Annotated in this window: 20 protein-coding genes; 10 read left to right on the forward strand and 10 right to left on the reverse strand. The window is 39.5% G+C overall.

Features of this window, described 5'->3' with window-relative positions; all coding sequences use genetic code 11:
• Positions 1-7: 7 nt before the first annotated feature.
• The 3 genes from EAE90_RS15840 (at position 8) to EAE90_RS15850 (ending at position 3222) form a co-directional block, all read left to right on the forward strand.
• Positions 8-1303, forward strand: a complete 1296-nt coding sequence (locus EAE90_RS15840) for a SidA/IucD/PvdA family monooxygenase (RefSeq protein ID WP_214054274.1) — start codon at positions 8-10, stop codon at positions 1301-1303.
• Between the two features lie 186 nt (positions 1304-1489).
• Positions 1490-2095, forward strand: a complete 606-nt coding sequence (locus EAE90_RS15845) for an FMN-binding negative transcriptional regulator (RefSeq protein ID WP_214054275.1) — start codon at positions 1490-1492, stop codon at positions 2093-2095.
• Positions 2096-2811: 716 nt separating this feature from the next.
• Positions 2812-3222 carry a hypothetical protein gene (locus EAE90_RS15850; protein WP_339921601.1) on the forward strand — a complete coding sequence of 137 codons (411 nt, stop codon included), beginning with the start codon at positions 2812-2814 and terminating at the stop codon, positions 3220-3222.
• Positions 3223-4085: 863 nt separating this feature from the next.
• On the opposite strand, the gene EAE90_RS15855 is transcribed toward EAE90_RS15850, so the two are convergent.
• Positions 4086-4451 (reverse strand): helix-turn-helix domain-containing protein, encoded by a 366-nt coding sequence (locus EAE90_RS15855; RefSeq protein ID WP_214054277.1) that lies wholly within the window; start codon positions 4449-4451, stop codon positions 4086-4088.
• Between the two features lie 263 nt (positions 4452-4714).
• Here EAE90_RS15855 and EAE90_RS15860 point away from each other — a divergent pair, with 263 nt between their 5' ends.
• On the forward strand, positions 4715-5329 hold the full coding sequence (locus EAE90_RS15860) for a hypothetical protein (protein ID WP_214054278.1): 615 nt from the start codon (positions 4715-4717) through the stop codon (positions 5327-5329).
• A gap of 49 nt (positions 5330-5378) precedes the next feature.
• Here EAE90_RS15860 and EAE90_RS15865 read toward each other — a convergent pair whose 3' ends face one another.
• From EAE90_RS15865 to ppsR, 8 genes are all read right to left on the reverse strand, one after another.
• Positions 5379-6173 carry a heme ABC transporter ATP-binding protein gene (locus EAE90_RS15865; protein ID WP_214054279.1) on the reverse strand — a complete coding sequence of 265 codons (795 nt, stop codon included), beginning with the start codon at positions 6171-6173 and terminating at the stop codon, positions 5379-5381.
• Entirely contained in the window at positions 6173-7174 is a 1002-nt protein-coding gene (locus tag EAE90_RS15870) for a FecCD family ABC transporter permease (protein ID WP_214054280.1), read from the reverse strand. Before EAE90_RS15870 ends, EAE90_RS15865 begins: the two co-directional genes overlap by 1 nt.
• A complete protein-coding gene (locus EAE90_RS15875; RefSeq protein WP_214054281.1) occupies positions 7171-7992 on the reverse strand; it encodes a heme/hemin ABC transporter substrate-binding protein in 822 nt (273 codons plus the stop codon). The genes EAE90_RS15870 and EAE90_RS15875 overlap by 4 nt, the downstream gene beginning before the upstream one ends.
• Positions 7989-9062 (reverse strand): hemin-degrading factor, encoded by a 1074-nt coding sequence (locus EAE90_RS15880; RefSeq protein WP_214054282.1) that lies wholly within the window; start codon positions 9060-9062, stop codon positions 7989-7991. Before EAE90_RS15880 ends, EAE90_RS15875 begins: the two co-directional genes overlap by 4 nt.
• Positions 9063-9092: 30 nt before the next feature.
• Positions 9093-11123, reverse strand: coding sequence for a TonB-dependent hemoglobin/transferrin/lactoferrin family receptor (locus tag EAE90_RS15885; RefSeq protein ID WP_214054283.1), 2031 nt, complete (start codon positions 11121-11123; stop codon positions 9093-9095).
• Positions 11124-11212: 89 nt separating this feature from the next.
• Positions 11213-11410 carry a hemin uptake protein HemP gene (hemP, locus tag EAE90_RS15890; protein ID WP_214054284.1) on the reverse strand — a complete coding sequence of 66 codons (198 nt, stop codon included), beginning with the start codon at positions 11408-11410 and terminating at the stop codon, positions 11213-11215.
• Positions 11411-11582: 172 nt separating this feature from the next.
• On the reverse strand, positions 11583-12629 hold the full coding sequence (locus EAE90_RS15895; RefSeq protein ID WP_214054285.1) for a 3-deoxy-7-phosphoheptulonate synthase: 1047 nt from the start codon (positions 12627-12629) through the stop codon (positions 11583-11585).
• A gap of 141 nt (positions 12630-12770) precedes the next feature.
• Positions 12771-13652 carry a posphoenolpyruvate synthetase regulatory kinase/phosphorylase PpsR gene (gene ppsR, locus EAE90_RS15900; protein ID WP_214054286.1) on the reverse strand — a complete coding sequence of 294 codons (882 nt, stop codon included), beginning with the start codon at positions 13650-13652 and terminating at the stop codon, positions 12771-12773.
• Between the two features lie 208 nt (positions 13653-13860).
• Between ppsR and ppsA the strand changes: the two genes are divergently transcribed.
• Complete coding sequence (gene ppsA / locus EAE90_RS15905; protein WP_214054287.1) at positions 13861-16239, forward strand: phosphoenolpyruvate synthase; 2379 nt, start codon at positions 13861-13863, stop codon at positions 16237-16239.
• A 442-nt stretch (positions 16240-16681) separates the two neighbouring features.
• On the opposite strand, the gene ydiK is transcribed toward ppsA, so the two are convergent.
• Positions 16682-17791, reverse strand: a complete 1110-nt coding sequence (ydiK, locus tag EAE90_RS15915; protein ID WP_214054288.1) for an AI-2E family transporter YdiK — start codon at positions 17789-17791, stop codon at positions 16682-16684.
• A 223-nt stretch (positions 17792-18014) separates the two neighbouring features.
• Between ydiK and ydiJ the strand changes: the two genes are divergently transcribed.
• The 5 genes from ydiJ to sufA all read left to right on the forward strand — a co-directional run bounded on the left by ydiJ (position 18015) and on the right by sufA (position 25618).
• Positions 18015-21074 carry a D-2-hydroxyglutarate dehydrogenase YdiJ gene (ydiJ, locus tag EAE90_RS15920; protein ID WP_214054289.1) on the forward strand — a complete coding sequence of 1020 codons (3060 nt, stop codon included), beginning with the start codon at positions 18015-18017 and terminating at the stop codon, positions 21072-21074.
• Positions 21071-21487, forward strand: a complete 417-nt coding sequence (gene menI / locus EAE90_RS15925) for a 1,4-dihydroxy-2-naphthoyl-CoA hydrolase (RefSeq protein WP_036805375.1) — start codon at positions 21071-21073, stop codon at positions 21485-21487. Before ydiJ ends, menI begins: the two co-directional genes overlap by 4 nt.
• A gap of 211 nt (positions 21488-21698) precedes the next feature.
• Positions 21699-22289, forward strand: a complete 591-nt coding sequence (locus tag EAE90_RS15930; protein ID WP_051560627.1) for a hypothetical protein — start codon at positions 21699-21701, stop codon at positions 22287-22289.
• Positions 22286-23413, forward strand: a complete 1128-nt coding sequence (locus tag EAE90_RS15935) for a DUF262 domain-containing protein (protein WP_214054290.1) — start codon at positions 22286-22288, stop codon at positions 23411-23413. Before EAE90_RS15930 ends, EAE90_RS15935 begins: the two co-directional genes overlap by 4 nt.
• A gap of 1836 nt (positions 23414-25249) precedes the next feature.
• Positions 25250-25618 carry a Fe-S cluster assembly scaffold SufA gene (gene sufA, locus EAE90_RS15940; RefSeq protein WP_011146844.1) on the forward strand — a complete coding sequence of 123 codons (369 nt, stop codon included), beginning with the start codon at positions 25250-25252 and terminating at the stop codon, positions 25616-25618.
• Positions 25619-25622: the final 4 nt, after the last annotated feature.

Here is a 25622-nt window from a genome sequence, read left to right on the forward strand (position 1 = left end):
AGAGGTTATGAAAAACTCTTCATCAGTTTATGATATCCTGGGTATTGGATTTGGGCCTGCTAATATTGCTTTGTCTATTGCTTTAGAGGAATTAGCCCCGCATTTTTCAGTCCGGTTTATTGAACGTCAGCAAAGGGCATGTTGGCAGCCAGGAATGATGTTGCCAGGATCTGATATTCAAAATCATCCGTTGCGTGATTTGGTTACGCCAAGAAATCCCAAAAGTCATTATTCGTTTACCAATTTCCTTTATGAAACTGACCGATTATATCAACATCTTAATTTACCTTTGCATTATCCTTTGCGTTTAGAATATGCACAATATATAAGTTGGGTGGCGAATTTTTTTAATGATCAGGTTGATTACGATTGTGAGGCGACAGAGGTTTTTCCTGTTCTGGATAGACAAAATGAATATATAGATCATTATCGTGTCAATACCGTTAAAGGCGATATCTATAGAGCGAGAAGTATTGTCCTTGCTCCCGGCCGTACTCCTTTCATACCTGAACCTTTTAATCAATTGAAAGATACGCGTGTTGTTCATCTTAACCATTATTTGCCTTCATTAGATCAAGCCAGGAAATACAGTAATCCTTTACGTGTTGCGGTTATTGGCGGCAGTCAAAGCGCAGTAGAAATTCTATTACATGCGAGTACCCAAAATGATATCAAAAGACTCGTTGGCGTCACCCGGAATTTTGGATTTAGGCAGAAAGACACGAGCCCTTTCTCTGATGAGGTTTATTTCCCTGATTTTGTCGATACGTTCTATGAGGCTACGCCGGAGAATAAAGCTCGCCTGCGTCGAGAATTGGTACATACGAATTATTCGTCGGCAGATATTGATGTTTTGAATCAATTGTATATTAAGCAGTATGAAAATAAACTGTCGCATAAAAATTCAATGCAGATATTAACTTGCAATGAGATAGTTGATTGCCGGAGTATTTCAAACGGTATACTGCTAAAAAGTCGAAACTTTATTAATAACAATGAATTTGAAGAGTGTTTTGATTTAGTTGTGCTTGCTACCGGATTCCTTGATTTAGGCATAGGAGAACGTCAGGAGCTTTGTCCTAAATTATTATTGCCTATTAAGAAATTACTGACCAATCAGGGAGATATATTGTCTATAGGCAGAGATTACAGGGTGCAATATTTAACAAAGGGAGATTTTACCCCTATTTATTTAAATGGATTGTGTGAATCGACTCATGGTATGGGGGATGCTGGTTCATTTAGTTTGCTTGCATTGCGTTCTAAAACAATTGTCGATTCATTAAGTCAGCATCTATCTTGAACCAGATGGATATAAGAAATATGCCTAACATTTTGTGTTAGAAATGGCTGAATTGTCTATTGAGGATAAAATATATAGTCTTAAAATGGGTTTTGTTATTATTTATTATTATCAGGCATTAAGAATGAAAATATTATTCAAATAGGCTTTGAAATTGATAAAATAATTCAGAGGATAATCAATATTATGAAAAATTTCCCGTTTCATTATCATGAATTCATTTGTAAAAATGTAAATATATTAGGGCGATTTATTGATGCATATCCTCTGGCATTAATAACGCGTTACATGAACAATGGTTTCATTACCAGCCATATTCCTTTATTCCAATGTGTTGATAAGATGTTATTTGGGCATACAGATCGTCGTAATCCTATGGTCAATGATCTCATTTCATTTGACGCTCATATTGTATTCATGGGACCATCCAGTTATATTCCTCCTGAAGCTTATAAGAATAGGCAGTTGCCTACGTGGAATTATACGGCAGTACATATGGATGCCAGTATTGATGTCATCGTAGAATCTTCAACGAATTTAAATATTTTGCTAGCAACGAGTGAGCGTTTGGCTACGAGCAAAGATTCTTTCCGACCAAATAAGGAAGATCCTCGTGTAGTTAAGAATTTACCTGGAATTCTGGGGCTGAAAGTTGTACCGAAATACATTGAAGGTCGTTTTAAATTATCTCAGGATAAACCATTCGTTGATCATGAGTCAGCTATGCAGTGGCTGCTAGATAATAATCCATCGGAGTTTGATTCATTAATTAAGAGTTTAATCAATGGTTAGAGTTATTTTACCTACGCATGGTCAGTTGAATTTATTATGAAGTAGTCAGTAATGAGCCAGATTATTCTATTAAAGATATCTGGCTCATCTTTTTTTCATTATTTTTTCTGATGTATTGGTTATTATTCAACCGGCTATCGTGATTTTTAATGTCTGATCGGATTTCAGTGCGAAACAGAGTTCATTCGTTATCTATTGTTCGTGTTGAATTGGTCGATATTGCGTGTAATTGTTTTGAATTTTGAACTATCTGTGTGTTATATTTTTCGTCTTGAATTTTCTGTTGATCATATAATTACTATCCGCTACTATTGGGAGAGTTTTTTCTTTATTGTATGTTCAGTGTAAATAACACAATATATGAACCATGTAGCGCTACGTTAAAAATAAAAAATATACGGTAATTTAATTTGTTATTATAAATTAATGTTGAATACTTATTTTTTTTAGTTTTGATTTTCTCTGGTCTTTTATTGACGTATTATTAGTTCTACACTATTTTTAAAGTTAGAAAGTGTTTTTATTTTTTATAAGTTTATGGATTATGATGGTTGAATATGGACGTTCAGTAAATGAGTTGAGTTTTTTGGTGTAGTATGAATTTCTATATTTATAACTTGGTGTGAATTTAATCTTATAAGGAATAATATATTATGATTGATCAAAACAATTCTAATAATATAGTTACCCCTAATGTGACGATTTCTGATGTAACTGTGTCCGCCATTCAAATTGCTCCAGAGATCGCCAGAAACAATGTTCATGTAATCATTGTTGATGACAAAGGTGCTCCACGGGATTTTCTTTTGGATAATTCTGCTGGTGGTTATCAAGGGAGTGGTAGTTTAATAGCTTTGATTCTCGCACATCTTAATTCAAAGAAAGTTACTATTAGAACTACAGGATATGAATATAATAAACATGGATATATCAACGGCGTATTAATTAAGGAGGATAAAGGAGGCGGCGGTACAGGTGGTGGTACAGGCGGTGGTACAGGCGGTGGTACAGGCGGCGGTACAGGTGGTGGTACAGGTGGTGGTACAGGTGGTGGTACAGGCGGTGGTACAGGTGGTGGTACAGGTGGTGGTACAGGTGGTGGTACAGGCGGTGGAGCTGGGGGGTAATAAAGGGCGGTAAAAATTAGGAATGATCGGAGTGAGAATTCCTACAGAAAATATTATTCGCTATTATTTACATTAAAGGTATTAAAAGTCTATCCCATTAAATTATTTTATTTGCCATTTTAAATTTTGGCCGTATTTAAACTTTCAGCAAAATAATGTCCAGTGGGATAAATAGTTAATTGGAGTTAATTTCGAATAAAAACCCTGATGTTTAATCTTCAGGGTTTTTACTTCCTAATAACTGAACATACACTGAACTTTAAGAAATGGCGCTTATAAATACCTGATATATGGGTTTTTCTTGATTTTATTTTGCTCGGTTATTAATTGATGTTAAATAAGTTATTCGAACTAATACTATTTTTCAATAAATAATAATCTTTCTTTAATATGAATTGGAGGAAAATAAGCAAAGTGGTGTTTTTATATTTCTGATTGGGTTTTTTTAAATGTTTTTTATCTATTTGTTGGCAGTAAAATATTATCCTGGTGGTTAAATAATAAAGCATTTAACATTATGGTTTTGATTTGTATGAAAATATTTTTATTTTTAAATTATATGAATTAATTTATTCGCAGTAGATTAATAAAACCTAATGAATTTTATTGTCATTTAATAAAGTTATTATTTGAGATCACTTATGCTGGTATATGTGGTAATTTTTCTGGAAGAGTTATGGAAATTTTATCTCCATTTCTAGGAAATAAAACGGGGCTAGCCAATAGCTATCTGGAAAATGGAAAATCTTTGTTTTGCTTTTTGAACAATTGCAATGTTAATGAATTAAGCTAGCAAAAAGTTAAATGGTCAATAAAATATTGACCATTAGGGAATATTATCAATAAGGTTATTAAGAACTCGGTTATTGCCTATGACCTAAGAAGTACTTTAATTCAGGTAGATTACCATTTTCTCTGAATCTAGCCGGCGTGGTATTAAAGTGTTTTTTGAAGATCCGGGTAAATGTTGCCTGGGAACTAAAACCATACTGTAAGGCGATATCAAGGATTGGTAGGTTTTCTTCACGCAGAGATCTTGCTGCTTCATGTAAACGCCGTTTGCGAACATATTCACCTAGGGTATAGCCTTTCACTTCTTTAAACACTCTTTGTAGATGCCACTTTGAATAACCGCTTCTGTCAGCAATGGTCGCTATTTTTATACCTTCGTTGCGTTGAAGCTGAGTTTCGAGCCATCTGACAATATCATTTACTACATTTTCTGACATTTTCACCTCCCACTAATGGTGGGCTAGTTGCTAAAGCATTAGATTTCATTAGTTATTTTCATAATGATAATAACGATGGTTACTAATGTGTGTATTTTAAAATAAATCAGGGATATCTATAGGCAAAAAGTGCTATTTATAATTGATAATTATTATCATTTGTGCAAATTCCCTTTGTTTTGACAATAAGTAGCATCAAATGATCTTCACTAATTTATTTAAAACAGTATCATCGTTCGTCATTTAATTTAATGGAGGTTGTAATGCAATCGGACTTGACTTTTTTAACTAAAAAGTTGGCATTTTTTGTGCTTTATGCTCTGATTTTAACTATGGTTATAGGTTTACTCTTTGTTGATGTTATCTATTTGCAGAATGCGGTAAAGGAGAACTCAGTAACTGAAATTTCTCAGGAGAGCATACTGTTTATTATTTCTGCTGTATTTCTGTTGGAAGCAAAGAAGAATAGTCAATTGCGTCCCGCGTTAGTCTTAATATCAGGTTTTTTTGCATGTTTATTGATAAGAGAGTTGGATTCTATTTTCGATGAAATATTTCATGGTGCCTGGGCGTGGATTGCTATTCCGTTAGCGCTAATTTGTATCTTTTATGCTGCTTATAAAGGCAGGGATACGTTGGTTGGTCTTGTTCATTTTACCCGCCATCAAAGTTACGGCATGATGGTTGCAGGTATCTTGTGTGTGCTCGTTTTTTCTCGCCTGTTTGGTATGGGAGAATTATGGAAAGGCTTGATGCTCGAAAATTTTGATCGAACAGCAAAAAACATGGTTGAGGAAGGGTGCGAACTTCTGGGTTATTGCTTGTGTTTGATTGCAACTTTTTGGTATCTGCCTGATGCAATAAAATTCCGTAAGTGAAAAGTAAGACAGGCAAAAAATTGAAATAATTTGCCTGTCAGATTTGCTGTTATTGCCTTAAATAGATTTGAGGCTGCTGAGTTTCAGGATGGCGGGTAATGCCAAGATCTGCTTGATACCATTTTCTCAGAGTATGATCATTTAGTACCTCTTCTGGTGTGCCCGCAGCGACAAGCTTCCCTTTATGTAGCAAAAAGATTTTATCTGCATAGAGAGCGGCAAGATTCAAGTCATGTAAAACACAGCACATAGCCATAGGTTGCTCCCGCGTCAGTCGGTAAAGCAGACGCAAGGTATGTTGCTGGTGGTAGAGATCCAGGGCTGATGTGGGTTCGTCAAGAAACAAACAACACTCTATTGGTGTTGGGTACCAAAGTTGAGCAAGGACGCGAGCGAGTTGTACCCTTTGCTGTTCACCACCGGAGAGTTGCCGGTAGTCGCGGTGACGTAACTCCTGGCAATCCGTTTGCTCAATAACGGCATCAATTGCTGTCTGTTTATGATGGATACCATGAGGAGAGCGCCCCATAGCGATTACTTCCTCCACACTGAAAGGAAAGGAGAGTGCGCTATGCTGGCGCATGACGGCGCGAGTGCGGGCTAATTGTTCAGCGGGCCATTGCTCAATGGGTATTCCGTGTAAATAACATTGTCCATGTTCAGGTTTTATATATCCCGTTAATAGTCGCAATAATGTGGATTTCCCTGCGCCATTTGGCCCAATGATGGCGACAATCTCGCCTTTATTTACCGATAGCGAAACATTATCAATTATTTTCTGGTTGCCAATTGAATAGCTTAAATTCTGTGCTTGCAGGGAAATATTATTTTTTATGGCATCCATTATGTGCGGCTCCCCGGTTGTTTGAGTATCAACCATAGAAAATATGGACCGCCGATTAAACCCGTGATGAGGCCAACGGGCATTTCTGCCGGGGAGACCAATGTTCTTGCCAGTGTATCTGCGGTAAGCAAAAGAGAAGCTCCGCCTAACGCAGCACCGGGAAGCAGCCAGTTATGATCACCACCAAATCGCATTCTGATCAAATGTGGGATAACTAGCCCAACAAATCCAATAACACCACTTAATGCAACAGCGCTGCCAATCAGCAGAGCGCTGAGTAGTAATAATTGGAATTTAGTGCGTTGGACATTTATACCAAGATAGTGGGCCTCTTCATCTCCTAATTGCAGCAAATTCAGTTTACGGGCTTGGCTGAAAGTGAGGATAGTGGCGGGAATAATTAAAGAAGCTGCAATTGCCAACGTTGGCCACTCTATCTGGCTGAGTGAACCCATCATCCATAAGGAGAATTGCCGTAGCTGTTGATCATCACTGATATAGCTCAGGACGCCAATAGCAGACATACAAAGGGCATTGATAGCAATCCCGGCGAGTAATAAGCGGGCCAGATTTCCGTAGTTATATTTATTGAGTGAAAAAATCAGTAATGAAATTAGCAAGCTGCCAATAAAAGCAGCGATAATATGTCCGTACATAGCAATTACAGATGGCAGGCTAACGGGCAGAACAATTGCCATTGCAACCATCAGTGCGGCTCCACTGCTAATACCTAGCAGGCTAGGATCAGCCAGTGGATTGCGAAATAATCCTTGCATTACAGCGCCGGAAGCCGCTAAAGCACAACCAACCAGTATGGCTAATAACACCCTTGGCAATCTGATATTTAGCCAGATTTGCCACTGGGGATCACTAATGGAAGATTCCCATAATGTCTTAAAAGATAATGATAATGCGCCAATATTGGCAGAGCCGATAGCCAACCCAGACAATAATAAACAAAGAAACGCCAAACCCAATCCCGGAGACTTCATACGGCTCATTGAGTTTTCTCCGCCGCCTGTCTGAGTTGTTTCATTACTGAAGGAGTTTCGAGGCCAAAGCCGAGTAGCCCCATATCATCTACAATTAAAACCTGTTGTTTCTGTCCGGCAGGGGTATGTTTCAATCCGGGTAATTGCCAGATTTTATCCAAACCGCCCATTGATTTAACGCCATCTTCCGTCACTAATAACAGATCTGGTGCGCTGGCAATAACGCCTTCTTGGGAAAGTGGACGATAATTATTGAAACCTTGCATGGCATTAGTGGCGCCAACAGCGCGAATCATTTTATCCGCTGCGGTTTTTTGCCCGGCAGCCATTGGCATGATACCCCCGTGACTCATTACGAACAGAATACGAGTGGGCAATGTCGTTGTCGGTATTTCTGCCAGCGCTTTTTGATATTGCTGAATCAGTTGTTCACCACGTTCAGCTTGATTGACCGCCTTAGCGACGGTCTTAATTTTTTCAGGAATGGCTTCTAACGCTGCTTTTCCGGTTATCTGAATCACTTCTACGCCAGAATCCTGGAGTTGTTTGAGCGCCAGTGAAGGTTTTGCCAACTCGCTGGTTAGAACCAGTGTCGGATTCATAGAAAGAATACCTTCAGGGTTGAGCATTCTCATATAGCCGACATCGGGTAAGGTAAGCAACTCGGTTGGTTTCTGGCTGGTGCTGTCTCTGGCGACAACTCTTCCGCCTTCACCAAGTGCAAAAACAATTTCAGATACATCGCCACCGATAGTGACGATCCGTTCAGTGGAGAAAGCACTGAACGATGATACCGCAAGGACAAATGTCAGAAGCCATTGTTTCATGCTATACACTCTTCCTGTTTTGATTGCAGTTTTGGCAGAGCAGCTACTTGCTCACGCCACTGAGTTTGTTCAGGAGTGCCTTCTGTACGCTGACCAAACAGTTGAGCAATCTGATTGCCATTAGCATCAAATAGCTCAAGGCTAGTGACAAAACCATCCTCTGTTGGTTTACGCGTTACCCAGCTTTCAGCGATAGCACTCTCTATTAAATGTAGTGTGAAATTGCGGTTAAAGATATTAATCCATCTCTGATCTGAGTTTTCTTCCTGATATGGCATCAGACGTTCCAGTTTTCCGGTGAAAATTTGTACGCAACCGCGGTTGCTGACAAAGATCATGATTTCATTCTGATCGTTATAAGCGGTGTTGATAAGCTCATTCAGTGCAGAATTTTCTACCTTGTAAGCCAAATCATCCTGTACCGCATTGAAGACTTGCTGACGGCTCAGATTATGGCGTTTAAGTAATGTGAAGAATTGATGAACGTTAGTCATTGCTCGCCACTCTTCATCAAGCAGGGCTTTCAGTTCATTTGTTATGGTCGAATAGGTGGTTTCTTCTATAGGCTTGATAACCAGCGCAGGGTTGTCTTCTGTTTGATATTTTTCGATCAGCGTTTCCCAGGCTGCCATATCAGTATTGTTTGTTGCATAAACTTTATGCAATGCATCACCCTGATGATCAAAAAATTGGATGCTGTGGCGCATGCCATTTTTTGCGGGTTCAACCAGATAAAATACACTACTCCAATGTTCAAAGAATATTCTTAAGTCAAGTTCACGAGGGTTCAGGATTAGCCCTGCATGGCTGCTGAAACGTGTATTTTCATACCGACCAATTTGTTCATGAACAGCAAAATCGTTGCGGGTGATCGCTTTAATTTCTCCGACAATGGACAACTCTTCCAGTAAAGTTGGGGCGTCAACATTAAGGCGTTTGGCATCGATACCAACGCGGCTATGCAATAATTCACCTTCACTGACATTCAGATAGGCAGCCAAATCACGGGCATATTTGGCTTTATTATCAGCTTTGGCTTGCAAGTAACGTTCATAAAGTGACGAATTCACAATTTAACTCCTTGAGATATATTTATTTAATTACCACTGGTAACTGACTAACAGTTTGGCATTGCGGCCATCCTGAGGCGTTCCTTGTGGCGAGTAGTATTCTTTATCAAAAGCATTGCCCAAAACTGCTGTAGTAGTCACACCTTTTAGCATTCCTTCACCTTGATAGCTGACATAGAAATCATTAACGCCATAACCGGCTTGTTGTTTGCTCTGTCCTTTGAAGTCCGTATGCTTGGTAAATTGACCTATCCAGCCAACAGAGAAACCAGTCTGTGCAACAGGGATATCCAGTATGCTAGTGATAGTGTCTGGGTTGAGGTTATCGAGAGATTCACCACTTTGTTCATCTTTACCTTCTGTGCGGTTGTAAGCCAGATCCCAAGAGAACAAATTGGATTCATAATTCATAGAAATGTCCCAACCCCAGATTTTGGCTCTGGGTATATTGACAGATATTGTATTCCGGTATCCGATACGGTTGGGTTCTATCTTATAAGGGTTAATAACATCTGATTTAATATAATCTTTAGCTTTAGTATCAAAATAACTCGCTTTAAATTTCAGTTCGTCATTATCTGCCAGTAGATTATCGAAACGTAAACCAAAACCAGACTCCCACGTTTCATTAGTTTCTGGGCGGAGATTTGGATTGGGAATCCAGAAATTTCCGGGATAGTGCATAGAATCGTTATACATTTCTCCCATTGTCGGTGCACGGAAAGCTTGAGCGTAAGAGGTAAACAGCATCGACCAGTCAGTTGGCGTGATACTGATAGCACCTTTGGAAGACCATTTATCGGCGCTGACAGCCTCATATTTAGAATTGGTTCCTTTATAGTTGTCATAGCGAGTGCCCGCGATAATAGAGACTGGCAGGTCGCGCAGAGTTATTTCATCTTGTAACCAGCCGGAATAAAAACGGATATTAGCGTCAGGGAAGCTATCTGTATTACCGTCTGGGGTCTGTTTCTGTTTATAAGTTTCACCACCATAGGTAAATTGATGCGCCAGCGGGCTGTCTGTCCACAAACGGGAGCGGTTTTCCAGTTTTATGCCATAGGTTTTTTGCTTACGGCCTTCGAACCCCTTTTTCTTAGTACGGGCATCAATGGTGATATCAGAATAATAGAGGTCAGTTTTGGCATTTAGCCAATCATATCCCGCTGGATTTAATTGGTAGCTAAGTTGGGCATCACGTTGAGTCGTCGTGCGGTCAGTCCAAGTATTAGGATCTTTATTTTTTCCGGTGAGTGTTTGTGGATTTTTAGGCTGATTAGCTTCATTACGGTAGTAGCGTAATTGACTGCTCAGGGACTGGCTGTCATCAATTTTCCAACTGCCTTTTGCCATTAGGTTACTGATAAATTCATCATTATCGGCAACCACACCACCACCGTGACGGATGTTACCCGAATCACGGGTGCTGAAAGCGAAGACACCATCCAGGGATTCTGATTTTGCGAACGTTGCACCACCAAAGCCCATGCTATGGTCACTTGTTGCACCGCGAGCAAAAACGCGGAACCCGTGATCTTGACCCGCTTGTAGAAGATCTGCGGCATCAACTGTTTGATAAGCGATAACACCGCCTAAGGCGCCACTGCCGTAGAGTAGGGCAGAAGGGCCGCGTACAACTTCGACTTGTTTAATGAGTGCCGGGTCCAGGAACGTACCATTGATATGACCAGTGTCGGTACCTTGGCGAATCCCGTCAATCAATGTCAAAACACCTTTTGGACCGTAACCACGCAGACTGATATCTTGCCCGTTAGCGCGATTTGTACCCGCTATGCTAATACCAGGTATTTTTCTGATGAGGTCGTTAGCATTACCGGCGGTCTGACTTTGTGGTGACTGATTATTTATCACTGTTACCATCATGGGAGCTTCGAAACTATCCCTTTCATTACCTGTTGCATAAACAGTTATCACATCGCGGGATGATTTATCACTGTCGGAATCGGGCGATTTTGTTGCTGCGTGAGTAGCCGAAATACTACTGATAATCGCCAAGCTTAACGCTGATAGTTTAAGTGTTGATCTTGCAGATTGAGACATCAGACGAATCTCCATAATAATATTTAATGAGTTATGGATATAGCTGGCTGCCCCGATACGCGATCTGGGTGGCTGGCTGAGTTATTATTTTATTTAGTTAGTATCAGCTTACCGGCTTTAGTTTGGCGTAATTGGTAGAATTCTCCTTGATGACGAATTCTGGTAATTCCTAGCTCACCTAATAGTTGTTTGCTGTCAATATAGCCAATTTCTACAATTTCAGCAGGATAGGTGTTGCATCGTTTTTCAAGCGCAATGCAAGAATGTTGGTGACATATTTTAGTCATAAAACCACTTTGCGAATACTAACTATTATCATAGTGAGAATTATTATCGTTATATAAAGAGGTGACTTCAAGCAATATTTTTGGTGGTCATGATCAATACATTAATGCAAGTTAATTAATTTGTTATTAGTTAGCCTTTTATGAATGAAAAAGGCTAACTCAGAATAAGGGGTCAGAAACGGTAACTTACTGCTTCGGCGAGAATATCAATAAGTTGTTCTGTATCTTGCCAGTTTAGACAAGGATCTGTAATCGATTGACCGTAATTTAGCGGTTGCCCTTGAATGATTTTCTGGGCGCCTTCGACCAGAAAACTTTCAACCATCACACCGACAATAGCGGTAGAACCCTCTTGAATCTGTTGGCCCACCTCTTTTGCTATAGTCAGCTGGCGTTTATGTATTTTCTGACAATTACCATGACTGAAATCGACAACTAAATGTTCTGGTAAATTAAATTCACGTAGCTGGGCACAAGCCAGAGCGATATCTTCGGCATTGTAATTAGGCTGTTTGCCTCCACGCATAATAATGTGGCCGTATGGGTTGCCTTCGGTTTGATAGATGGTCATCTGACCGTGCTTATCTGGCGAGAGAAATGTGTGACAGACACTGGCTGCGCGGATTGCATCTATGGCGATACGGATGTTGCCATCCGTGCCATTTTTAAAGCCAACTGGACAGGAGAGGGCGGATGCCATTTCACGGTGAATCTGGCTTTCTGTTGTTCGCGCTCCGATAGCGCCCCAGCTGATCAGATCAGCAATATACTGGCCGGTTATCATATCTAGAAATTCGGTTGCCGTGGGTAAACCCAACTCATTGACGTCAACCAGTAATTTCCGAGCCAAAGTAATACCCCGATTTACCTGGCAAGAGCCGTCGAGATAAGGATCTGAAATTAAACCTTTCCAGCCTACCACCGTGCGCGGTTTCTCAAAATAGGTGCGCATAATGATTTCCAGTCTGTGCTGGTATTTTTCACGCAATTTGTTCAGTCGCTGAGCATAATCTAAAGCAGCATCAATATCATGAATAGAACAAGGACCGATGATTACCATAAGCCGTGGGTCATTCCCGCAGAGAATATCGGCAATACGTTTCCGTGACACTGTTACATTGTTGGCGATTTTTTCGGATACGGGAAATTGAATTGCAAGAGTTTGAGGTGTTACCAAACTATCGACACGGTGAATCCTTAAACCATCTGTTTTGTACATATATTTTCTCAAAGTTCGTTTCACATTAGCAGGCATATCTATAGGTAATTGAAATTACAATAAACGAAAACGACTAAGTTAAACAAATGATATAATTAATCATATGATAAATTTTTTTCCATTATTCCTATTGATATATTTTTAAAACATTCGGCGGTTTAGCTTCATCATGTCGATTATTTTGGTCGAGATTTCTTCAACAGAATAATTGGTGGTGTTAAGATAATTAATCTTATTTTTACGGAATAAAGCTTCAACTTCGGAAATTTCTATTCTACATTGCCTTAATGATGCGTAACGGCTATTTTCTCGACGTTCTTCCCTAATCGCGGCTAACCGTTCAGGGCTTATAGTTAAACCGAATAACTTATGTTGAAATTGTTTTAATGTCACAGGTAATTGTAAATTGTCCATATCATCCGCAGTGAAAGGATAATTTGCAGCCTGAATACCAAATTGCATGGCTAGATAGAGGCTGGTGGGTGTTTTCCCACAGCGAGATACGCCTAGTAGGATAACCTGCGCTTGGTCAAGATTACGTAAAGAGATACCATCATCATGTGCCAGAGCATAATCAATAGCGGCTATGCGCGCATCGTACTGACTGAGATTTTTCTCAGTCAGACCGTGGGTGCGATTAAGTTCGGGCTTGGGTTCCAATCCGGTTTCTTGCTGTAATGGGGCAACCAGTGTTTGTACAATGTCCTGACAAAATCCTTCGCTGCTGGTAATAATATTTTTCACTCCAGAAGAGATAATGGAATAGAAAACTAAAGGTCTTATACGCGTATCCTGATATATCTGGTTTATTTGTTGCTTTATTTCTTTTGCGCGGGTTTCACTGGCGACAAAAGGGAGAGTATAAGAAGTTATTTTTATGGGAAATTGTGATAAGACAGCATGACCCAATACTTCTGCGGTAATTGCCGTGCCATCTGAAATAAAGAAAACGGTGCGTTCAACATTCTCAACACCTTCAACATTATTACGTTCCGCTGATGTTTCTAATCTGAATTCTGCCATGATATTTATAGTGACCTTTTATTGTTTAGTTGAATAAAACCGGGTATCGATTTTCTGCAAAGTATACCTAAGAAAAAAATAATGTGTTGGGTTGATCGATTCACCTTTCTATGTGTGCGAAAACATTGTGTTAATCTATTTATGACTGCTCTATGCAGCGCCAATTTTCCGATTTGTACCTCACAAGAATGTTAAAAGGATTGTTTTAATGCCCAATAATGACCTCACCCCGCGTAATGTGCTTTGGTATAACCAATTAGGTATGCATGATATTGACCGGGTTGGTGGTAAAAACGCCTCCCTGGGAGAAATGATCACTCACCTGTCAGAATTGGGGGTTTCTGTCCCGAATGGTTTTGCTACGACAGCACAGGCATTTAATGATTTCTTGGAACAAAGTGGTGTCAATCAGCGTATTTATGACTTGCTGGATGAAACGGATATTGATGATATCAATCAACTGTCTCAAGCCGGCGCACAAATTCGCCAATGGGTGATTGATACGCCATTTACGCCACAATTGGAAAAAGATATTCAGGATGCTTATCAACAGTTGTCTGAAGGAGAGCCAGAAGCCTCTTTTGCTGTACGTTCTTCGGCAACGGCTGAAGATATGCCTGATGCCTCTTTTGCCGGGCAGCAGGAAACTTTTCTAAACGTGCAAGGCATTGATGCTGTGATGGTTGCCATCAAGCATGTGTTTGCTTCATTGTTTAATGATCGCGCTATTTCCTATCGTGTCCATCAGGGATATGACCATCGAGGAGTTGCACTATCAGCGGGCGTACAACGTATGGTGCGTTCTGATCTTGCCTCTTCCGGTGTGATGTTCACTATTGATACTGAATCAGGGTTTGATCAGGTTGTTTTTATTACCTCTGCTTACGGATTGGGTGAGATGGTTGTTCAGGGCGCTGTGAACCCAGATGAGTTCTATGTCCATAAATCAACCTTGAATAAGGGAAAACCGGCAATTGTGCGGCGTAACCTGGGTTCTAAAAAACTGCATATGATCTATGCTGACAATAAAGAGCATGGTAAGCAGGTACGTATCGAAGATGTACCAGCATCACAACGCAATCGTTTCTCTTTAGCTGATGAAGAAGTTGAGGCATTAGCGCGTCAGGCATTATTAATTGAAAAACATTATGGCCGGCCAATGGATATTGAATGGGCTAAAGATGGTCATAACGGCAAGTTGTACATTGTTCAGGCGCGTCCTGAGACTGTCCGCTCAAACCAGCAGGTTATGGAACGTTACCAACTGAATGAGCAAGGTCAGGTATTGGTGGAAGGGCGTGCCATAGGCCATCGTATTGGTTCAGGTCGAGTAAAAGTTATTCACAACTTGAATGAGATGGATCGCATCCAACCGGGTGATGTTCTGGTCACTGATATGACCGATCCCGATTGGGAACCTATTATGAAAAAAGCCGCTGCGATTGTGACTAACCGAGGCGGACGGACCTGTCATGCAGCGATTATTGCCCGAGAATTGGGTATTCCCGCAGTTGTTGGGTGCGGTGATGCAACGGAACGTTTGAAAGAGAATCAACCGGTGACAGTTTCCTGCGCGGAAGGTGATACAGGCTTTGTTTATCAGAATCAACTAGATTTTACTGTACAAAGTTCTCAGGTCGATCAGTTACCGGAGCTTGATGTAAAAATTATGCTAAACGTCGGCAACCCAGATCGTGCATTTGATTTTGCCCGCTTGCCGAATGACGGTGTGGGTCTTGCTCGTTTGGAGTTCATTATTAATCGGATGATTGGTGTACATCCCCGAGCATTACTGGAGTTTGATCAACAAACTCCGGAATTACAACAAGAGATAAAATCGCTGATGGCCGGTTATGACAATCCGGTTGAATTCTATATTGGACGCTTGACCGAGGGGATCGCTACTCTGGCGGCTGCGTTCTGGCCGAAACGGGTTATTGTGCGTTTGTCTGACTTTAAATCCAATGAATATGCCAATTTGGTTGGCGGTGAGATTTATGAGCCTGATGAAGAGAACCCCATGCTAGGTTTCCGTGGCGCAGGGCGTTATGTTTCTGACAGTTTCCGTCGCTGTTTTGCATTGGAGTGCGAAGCCGTTAAACGTGTACGTAATGATATGGGGTTGACCAACGTCGAAATTATGATCCCGTTCGTTCGTACGGTAGCTCAGGCTGAAGCGGTTATTGCTGAACTGGCATCCCAAGGGTTGAAGCGCGGTGAAAATGGATTAAAAGTCATTATGATGTGCGAGATTCCGTCCAACGCAATTCTGGCAGAACAGTTCCTTGAACATTTTGATGGCTTCTCTATTGGTTCTAATGACATGACTCAATTGACTCTTGGTTTGGATCGGGATTCTGGGGTGGTATCTGAACTATTTGATGAACGTAATGATGCGGTCAAGGCCATGCTCTCATTAGCTATTCAGGCGGCCAAACGTCAAAACAAATATGTGGGAATTTGTGGTCAAGGGCCTTCAGACCATCAGGATTTCGCTCACTGGTTGATGAAAGAGGGGATTGATAGCTTGTCATTAAATCCAGATACCGTTGTAAAAACTTGGTTAGGATTAGCGAAAGTGAGTTAATTGAGAATAGTACGCAATTGAAGTTAAAGGCCCGTCAAAATAATGGCGGGTTTTTTCACAATTAAGGTTGCTGATTACAGTTTCTGTAGAAGTAAAAGTAACGAAAAAAAAAAAGCCTATCATGGGCGTGATAGGCAAGGACTACACACAGCAATATAGGCGTTTCTAACAAGTAGAACCATCAAAAGGAGAAATAAACGTCTCGTTCATAGCCCGTTTATATTAATTTAGTTATATGGTTTATTCATTAAGAATTGTCCTAATTTCCGTATTATTTACGACTAAAATTGGCTAAATTTAACTAATTTTTAACAATTTTTTCACAATAATTATATTTAATGAATAAGCACCGAAAAAGAGTGGTAAGTTTTTTAAGATTATGCTTTAGCGAAAGAGCTAAATTCTCTTTCGCTGTGTCAGTCAGAATTAATTATCATACAAATTATTCTGAAAATTCTTGCTCCAGATATTTTTCCGTTGCGGCTAAATCATTTTCAGGTTCTGGGACTTCATTCATCCATGCGATTAATAAACGATAAGCAACCGCTAATACAACGGGGCCGATAAATAAGCCAATCATGCCAAATGAGAGTATTCCACCAATAACGCCTATTAATATCAGCGCCATAGGTAAATCTGCCCCCAAACGAATCAAAAATGGGCGAAGAAATCCATCCATTGTGGTTACGATGCAGCTCCAGACCAGTAGTACGGTTCCCCAGGTTGTATCACCTGTCCAATAAAGCCAGGCGACAGCAGGAACTAAAATCAGTAATGGGCCAAGCTGAGCGACACAGCAGACAAACATGAGTACGGTCAGCAACGTAGCATAAGGAATGCCTGAAACAGCCAGGCCGAGACCACCGATAATGGCTTGAACCAGTGCGGTAACGACTACGCCGAGCGCTACGGCACGGATGGATTGTGCTGCCAACAGGATGGCGGCATCTCCGCGTTTACTTGCCAGGCGAATGGCAAAATGGCGAATACTTAGCGCCACCTGTTCGCCTTTCAAATATAAGAGTACGCTGAATAGTACCATCAAGCTGAGATGGAACACGAAGCGCCCGGCATTTGCTGCTTGAGTAAAGAACCAGGTTGCTGCTTCTCCAACATAAGGCTGGACTTTAGCTATCAGAACATTTCCACCATCAGTAATGAGCGAGTTCCAACCGCTGTAAAGTTTATCGCCAACCAGAGGGATACTATTCAGCCAGGTCATTGTCGGTATCTGGAAATGAGAGGGGGATTTAGCCCACTGGATTAATGGTGCGCTGTTTTCCAATAAGCTGCTGACCAGTAATGCGACAGGGATCACAAACAATAGAATTAGCAGTAGCGTCATGATGGAGACGGCAATCCAGCGTTTACCCCATAAACTGTTTTGTAGTTTTTCTAATAATGGCCAGGTGGCGATAACAACCATGCCCGCCCAGACAAAACCGAAGATAAAGGGTTTTATCACCCAAAAACTAGTAACAATTAACAGTGACAAGAAAATTAAAGTAAATAATAGCTTTGGCAGGTCATAATGCGGTTGAGATTTGTCCATAAGTTAATTTCTCTCAGGGATTTAGTGGCGCTAAAGATAATGAATAAATAGGATGTTATCTACAGGTTACTCAAAATAGGTGAATATTATGATAAGGTAAACGCTTGCCTTCTCAGATAAATCAGTTAACGGTGGTAAATGATTACGGCTGATTAGGGCATTGATTCAAAGATAGTATAAATGGAGCAATGTGGACACTCATTTTAAAAGGGTCAAAACGACAATGATCCCACGCATATCACAAGCACCACACGTCAGTGAGGTCGCACAGAAGTTCTTGGCTACATTAAAGGAACAAGGATTTACCGGAGATGTTGCAAGCAGTTATGCCGATCGTCTGACAATGGCGACAGATAACAGTATCTACCAACTCTTACCACAGGCTGTCGTTTTCCCTCGATCCAGTGCTGATGTGGTTTTACTGGCTCGTGTCGCCGGTGAAAAAGAATATCAGAATTTGACATTTACTCCCCGTGGTGGCGGCACAGGCACAAACGGTCAGGCGCTTAATGATGGTGTTGTGGTGGATATGTCCCGCTATATGAATCGTATCCTTGAGATTAACCCGGAGCAAGGTTGGGTCAGAGTTGAAGCGGGTGTGATTAAAGACCAATTGAACCAATACTTACGTCCGTATGGTTATTTCTTTTCACCAGAGCTTTCAACCAGTAACCGTGCCACATTAGGCGGCATGATTAATACCGACGCATCCGGTCAGGGGTCATTAGTCTATGGTAAAACTTCTGATCATGTTCTTAGCCTGCGAGCAGTTCTATTAGGGGGGGAATTACTTGACACTCGCGTTATGGACATCGCTCAGGCGGAATCGATTGCGCAAGAAAATTCAGTTACTGGTCGCATTTATAACACGGTGCTTAATCGTTGCCGTGAACAACGTGAACTTATTGTTGAAAAATTCCCCAAACTTAATCGTTTTCTGACCGGTTATGATTTGCGTCATGTTTTCAGTGACGATATGCAGAAATTTGACTTGGGGCGTATCTTAACCGGTTCAGAAGGAACACTCGCTTTTATTACCGAAGCGGTTTTGGATATTACCCCGCTGCCGAAAGTCAGGCGGTTGGTGAATGTGAAATACGATTCATTTGATTCTGCACTGCGTAATGCCCCTTTTATGGTAGAAGCAAAGGCGTTATCGGTTGAAACCGTGGATTCCAAGGTGCTGAATTTGGCGCGTGAGGATATCGTCTGGCATTCAGTTAAGGAGTTGATCACTGATATTCCTAACAAAGATATGCAGGGATTGAATATTGTTGAATTCAGTGGCGATGATCAACCTTTGATAGACCGGCAAGTAGAAACACTTTGTCAGCGCCTTGATGAACTGATGGATAGCAAGCAAGCAGGGGTTATTGGTTATCAAATTTGTCGAGAGTTAGCTGATATTGAGCGTATTTATGCAATGCGCAAGAAAGCGGTTGGCTTGTTGGGTAACAGTAAAGGTGCGGCGAAACCCATTCCTTTTGTGGAAGATACATGTGTGCCGCCACAGCATCTTGCTGATTATATTGCGGAATTCCGGCAGCTATTGGATAGCCATCATCTCAATTATGGTATGTTTGGTCATGTGGATGCGGGGGTGCTGCATGTTCGGCCAGCGCTGGATATGTGTGATCCTCAGCAAGAAATACTGATGAAACAGATTTCTGATGAAATTGTCAGTCTTACGGCACGTTATGGTGGTTTACTATGGGGAGAGCATGGTAAAGGATTTCGTGCTGAATACAGCCCGGCGTTTTTTGGCCGTATTTTGTATGAAGAATTACGCCGAATTAAGGCGGCCTTTGACCCGGATAACCGCTTGAATCCGGGTAAAATTTGTTCGCCGATGGGGGTTGATGCCCCTATGATGAGAGTCGATGCCGTTAAGCGAGGAACATATGATCGGACAATTCCGGTAAATGTCAGGAGTACATTCCGTGGCGCTATGGAGTGTAATGGGAATGGGCTCTGTTTTAATTTCGATGTAAAAAGCCCGATGTGTCCATCAATGAAAGTGAGCCAGCAACGTATCCATTCGCCGAAAGGACGTGCGACACTCGTGCGTGAATGGCTGCGCCTTTTGGCTGAACAGGGTGTGGACCCGACGTTACTAAAACAGGGATTAGAACAAAAACGACCAAGTTTGCGAGGGTTGATTGAGAAGACTCACAATAGCTGGCAGGCATGGCGTGGAGAATATGACTTTTCTCACGAAGTGAAAGAGGCAATGTCTGGTTGTCTGGCATGTAAAGCTTGCTCAACGCAGTGCCCGATTAAAATTGATGTTCCGTCATTTCGTGCACGTTTTCTTGAGTTATATCACGGTCGCTATTTTCGCCCTTTACGTGATCATATTGTGGCGAGTGCGGAAAGCAGCACGCCATTAATGGCTAAGGTTCCTCGGGTCTTTAATTTCTTTCTGAAACAGCCGTGGATGCAAGAGTTGAGTCGCCGGACTATCGGTATGGTGGATTTACCCTTGTTATCCAGCCCGACGCTGCACCAACAACTGGCGGGTCATTATGCGCTTTCGACCACACTGGAACGGCTTGAAAAAATGGATCAGGCTCATCGTAACGAACATGTATTGATCGTTCAGGATCCGTTCACTAGTTACTACGACGCTAAAGTTGTGGCTGATTTTGCCTATTTGGTAGAGAAATTGGGATATAAACCGGTATTGCTGCCATTTTCTCCAAATGGTAAAGCACAACATATCAAAGGATTTTTATCCCGTTTTGCTAAAACGGCCAGGAAAACGTCAGATTTTCTGAACCGGGTTGCTGAGTTGGGTATTCCTATGGTCGGTGTCGATCCAGCGCTGGTACTGTGCTACCGGGACGAATATAAAGAAATTCTGGGAGAACAGCGTGGGAAGTTTGAGGTTCAGCTTGTTCATGAATGGTTGATTAATACCTTACCGGAGAAAAGTAACCATGAAGAAAAATCAGGTGATAAATGGTATCTATTTGGACATTGTACCGAAGTGACTATGCTACCGGGCAGTAGTCAACAGTGGGGAAAAATTTTCCATCGGTTGGGTAGCAAGCTGGATAATATCAGTGTAGGCTGCTGTGGCATGGCTGGAACCTATGGTCATGAAAACAAAAATATAGAACACTCTATTGGTATCTATAAATTATCCTGGCAACCTGCCTTGCAGAAATTACCATTGGAGCGTTGTCTAAGCTCCGGTTATTCCTGCCGTAGTCAGGTTAAGCGGATAGAAGGGCAAGTACTTAAGCATCCGTTGCAAGCTTTATTGGAGATAATCCCATGATTTGGAAACGTGATATTGGACTGGATAGCCTGAATCAAGTAAATAGCCAATGTATGATGGGCCATCTGGGTATAAAAATCACGCATATCGGTGATGACTATATTGAAGGCACAATGCCGGTGGATCATCGCACCCGTCAGCCATTTGGTTTATTGCATGGCGGGGCATCTGTTGTGCTGGCAGAATCACTCGGTTCTTTAGCTGGGTATCTCTGTTCCGAAGGTGAGAAAAAAGTTGTTGGGCTGGAAATCAATGCTAACCATATTCGGTCGGTTCGTAGTGGTGAAGTGAAAGGCGTGTGTAAACCTCTTCATATTGGCCGCAATCACCAGGTATGGCGAATTGATATTTTTGATGAGCGGCAGCATTTGTGCTGTACCTCTCGGTTAACCACATCAGTTTTGCCTGGATAAAATATAAAACAAAAATGAAAGTAGGTTATTGTATGAAAAAATAACCTACTATTTAAGTGAAAAGGTTATTTATTTACGTATTAAATTTAATTGTGATAATCCTCCAAGAAATAGATTTTTTATAGATATTATTGATGTTTTTATAATATTATTATTTATATAAATTGTATTTTCATATATCTTGTAAAATTAAATATTAAGTGGAACAGAAATGGCAGATTATATGAGAGGGATTGATGTTGGTATAGATAATAATATTCCACATCATGAAATAGTGAGAAAAATATACTTATGCTATCCAACACATGTTTTTCATAATAATGAAGAGCTACAATATGAAATATTTAATCAGATTAGCTCTAAATTTTGCATACCATTTTCGTCAATACATGTTGTTGGATCTGCAAAAATTGGTCAAAGCATATATAAATCTTCTACATTCTCTCCAGGAAATTCTGATTTAGATATTGCGATTATTAGTTATGAATTATTTATTAGGTACTCGGAAATTGTTTTTTATAAAACAAAAGGATTTCAAGATATAAGAGACTTTCCTCGAGATAGAGAGAGTAATAGAAGTAAATTTGCACAATATAAAAATTGTATTTCTAAAGGAATATTTAGACCGGATTTAATGCCGTATTGCCCTGAAAAAGAAGATTGGTTCTCATTTTTTAACAAGTTGTCTCAAAGTTATAGATGCTTATTTAAATCTATAAATGCTGGCATATATCAATCACAATGCTTTTTTGAAATTAAACAATCTGATATAATTGAAAAATATAGAGAGGGGGTAATATGATAGATTATAGAGTTCGCTCAGTTTCTTTGCTAAATTTAGTGAATGATATTCGTAGTAAAAAATTAATACCTGACGCATATTTTCAAAGAAATTTGGTCTGGAGAGAAACACATAAAGTAGATTTTATTGATACAATATTGTCTGGTTATCCTTTTCCGCAGATATTTATATCGAAAGGGAAAATTGATGTAGATAGAATGATAACAGTTTCTTGTATTGTTGATGGACAGCAAAGAACAAATGCGATAATGGAATTTATTGATGATAAATTTCCTGTGAGAAATAAATACTTTAATGAATTAGATGGTGATGAGAAAGCTAATTTTCTAAAGTATGAAATAGCAGTCATTGAGCTTGATCTTGAAAATGACGATCCTAAGGTTAATGATATATTTCAGAGAATTAATAGAACATCAAATTCTTTGACAACTATAGAAAAGTTAGCATCTCAATATTCTACATCAGATTATATGCTTGTTGCGAAATTATTGACTGATCAAATCGATATATCTTGGATGGAAGATGAAGAAGCTCAGTTCAAAGAAGCTCAGTTCAAAGAAGCTCAGTTCAAAGAAGCTCAGTTCAAAGAAGATCCAAATATTCCTGTAGAATTTTACTCTTGGGCAAAAACTAAGGAAGTTAATAATTTTAGAAAATTAATTTTGGAAAAGGGTATTTACACATCAAGAGATTTGATTAGAAAAGTACATTTAATTCATATATTGAATATTATGTCAACATATTTATATTCATTTTTTAATAGGAATGATAAGACATATGATTATTTGAATAGTTATTCTTATGTGTTTGAAGAAAAAGACGATCTTATTGATAATTTTGAAAAAACAGCTTCTATTATATTAAAAATGAAATTTACTAGTAAATCCTATTGGTTGAATAAAGCTAATTTTTTTACTTTATTCTTGTCTATTGTAGGTAATGTTAGAAATAAAAATATTATCAATGTATCCTTACTTAAGGAAAAATTGAATTATTTTTCAGATAATCTTCCTGATGATTATAAATTGGCGGCGAGTGAGGCTGTTAATAATAAAAAAGAAAGACAGTTAAGGGCTGTATATATAGATAAAATAGTTTCTGAATGTGTTAGCTGTCAGCTTTGAACCGCTTTTTTGTAAAGCGGCAAAGTTTCCTAATTATTATTTGGCTGATTGTTATTTTAATCCGGAGGATAAATTATTCTCCGGTATATTTTAAACCCTATCTTGAATCATGACTCTTTATGAATTTTTTGTGTTTTTATCATGCGTCAATAAGTACAAAATAGCACAATTGATAAGACTAATAATTTATAGATAAAATGGTAAATTAAAGATATTTCTTCATATGAAATGAACATAAATTATTGTGTTTGTGTGAAATTTACTCTGATTGAGATATATCCTATTCCTATTGGTTAACCACATCAGTTTGTCTAGATAAAATATTAAAAAGTAGAAGTAGGTTATTATGTGGAATAACCTACTATTTAAGTGAAAAAGTTATTTTTCACAGTAATTGAATTTAATTGTGATAACCTTTAAGAAGTATATATATTTATGAAGCTTATCAATATTTTTATAATATTATGGGTTGTTTGATTGTATATGTCCGATGAATAGAAATGGTGAATTATCTTAAAATAATTAATATTGGAATAGGGGAAGATCTAATTATAAATTTTTATTCAAATCTGTAAAGGCCAGTATATATCATTATCCACGTGAATATGAGTAACGTCACACAAATAATGATCAAACTCAATATTGCGATTTTTTGCGGCTTCATAGCCTTCTCTCCTTGCTTTTTGTCAGGTAAGAGGCTAGCCTTATGTTGTTGATGCATAGGAGTAGCCTCATTTCGATTTATAGTCGGATGGGGCTTTTCTCTTTCTGCCTGGAACATAATGCTCAAGACAGAAAGTCTCAAGCACCCGGAGGCAGTATACGTTTATTCATCTAAGATGCAAGATATTGAAAATATTTATTATGGTCACGTAATGCCTTCGAATTAAATTAATCAGCTAATAAAGCCATTAATAAAGAAAGGAAGGAATGTTGATGATGGAATATATAGATAAAATGGTTTCTTAATGCGTTTGATTAATTGAATTGATTAAATATAAATTCTATTTTTATATATCCGTGTGAACAGGATTAACGTCACACAAATAATGTTCAAACTAAATATTGCAATTTTTTGCGGCTTCATAGCCTTCTCTCCTTGCTTTTTGTCAGGTAAGAGGCTAGCCTTATGTTGTTAGGCATAGGAGTAGCCTCATTTCGATTTATAGTCGGATGGGGCTTTTCTTTTCCTGCCTGGAACATAATGCTCAAGACAGAAAGTTTCAACCACCCGGGAGGCGGTATACGTTTATTCATATAAGATACAAGATGTTGAAAATATTTATTATGGCCACGTAATACCTTAAATTTAAATTAGCGGCTGGTAAAGCTATTAATAAAAAAAGGAAAGAATGTTGAAAATGGAATATATAAATTAAATTATTTCTTAATGAGTTTAATTAATTGCCTCAATTAAATAGAAATTCTATTTGTACATATTATAATAGCAAGTCCCATTTTGTACCCCCGGTTAACTATGTCAATTTTGTCTGGCTGCTATTTTCATACTGGGGATGAAGCCATTCCCCTGCGTATCTGAAAACTCACATCAAATGGTATTTCTGATGAACTTTTTGTGCTTTTGTTTTACGCCAATAAGTAAAAGATAGCACAATTGATCAAACTAATAATTTATAGATAAAACAGTAAATTAAAGAGATACCTTCATATGAAATGAACATAAATTATCGTATTCGAATAAAATTTAACCTTATTAAGGTATATCCTCTTAAAACAAATGGTTGAAGTGATAAAGGTTATCATTACCATTATACGGAAGGAGAGCACTCCGATAACAGCGGCAAGAATAGTTATAGAACAAATGTGAGGTCAACTATGACAAACAGTGTTGAAACCTTTTCTCTGAATGAAACCGCATGGCAAGGAATTACCATTACCGCGAGAGCCGCAGCGCAGATCTTAAAGCTGATGCAGCAAAACCCACAAAGCAAAGGGTTATATCTGGGGGTTAAGCAATCGGGATGTGCCGGCTTTGGCTATGTATTTGAGATGGTAAATGATCCCGCACCTGATGATTTGAGGTATGAAAATGAAGGCGCGTGTCTATATGTCCCTCTGAAAGCAATGCCATTTATTGATGGTACTGAAGTGGATTTCGTTCGTGAAGGTTTAAATCAGATATTTAAATTCAATAATCCAAAAGCACAACATGCCTGTGGGTGTGGTGAAAGCTTTGGTATATAAGTGT

This window comes from Photorhabdus caribbeanensis (genome assembly GCF_018448885.1).
GTDB lineage: Bacteria > Pseudomonadota > Gammaproteobacteria > Enterobacterales > Enterobacteriaceae > Photorhabdus > Photorhabdus caribbeanensis.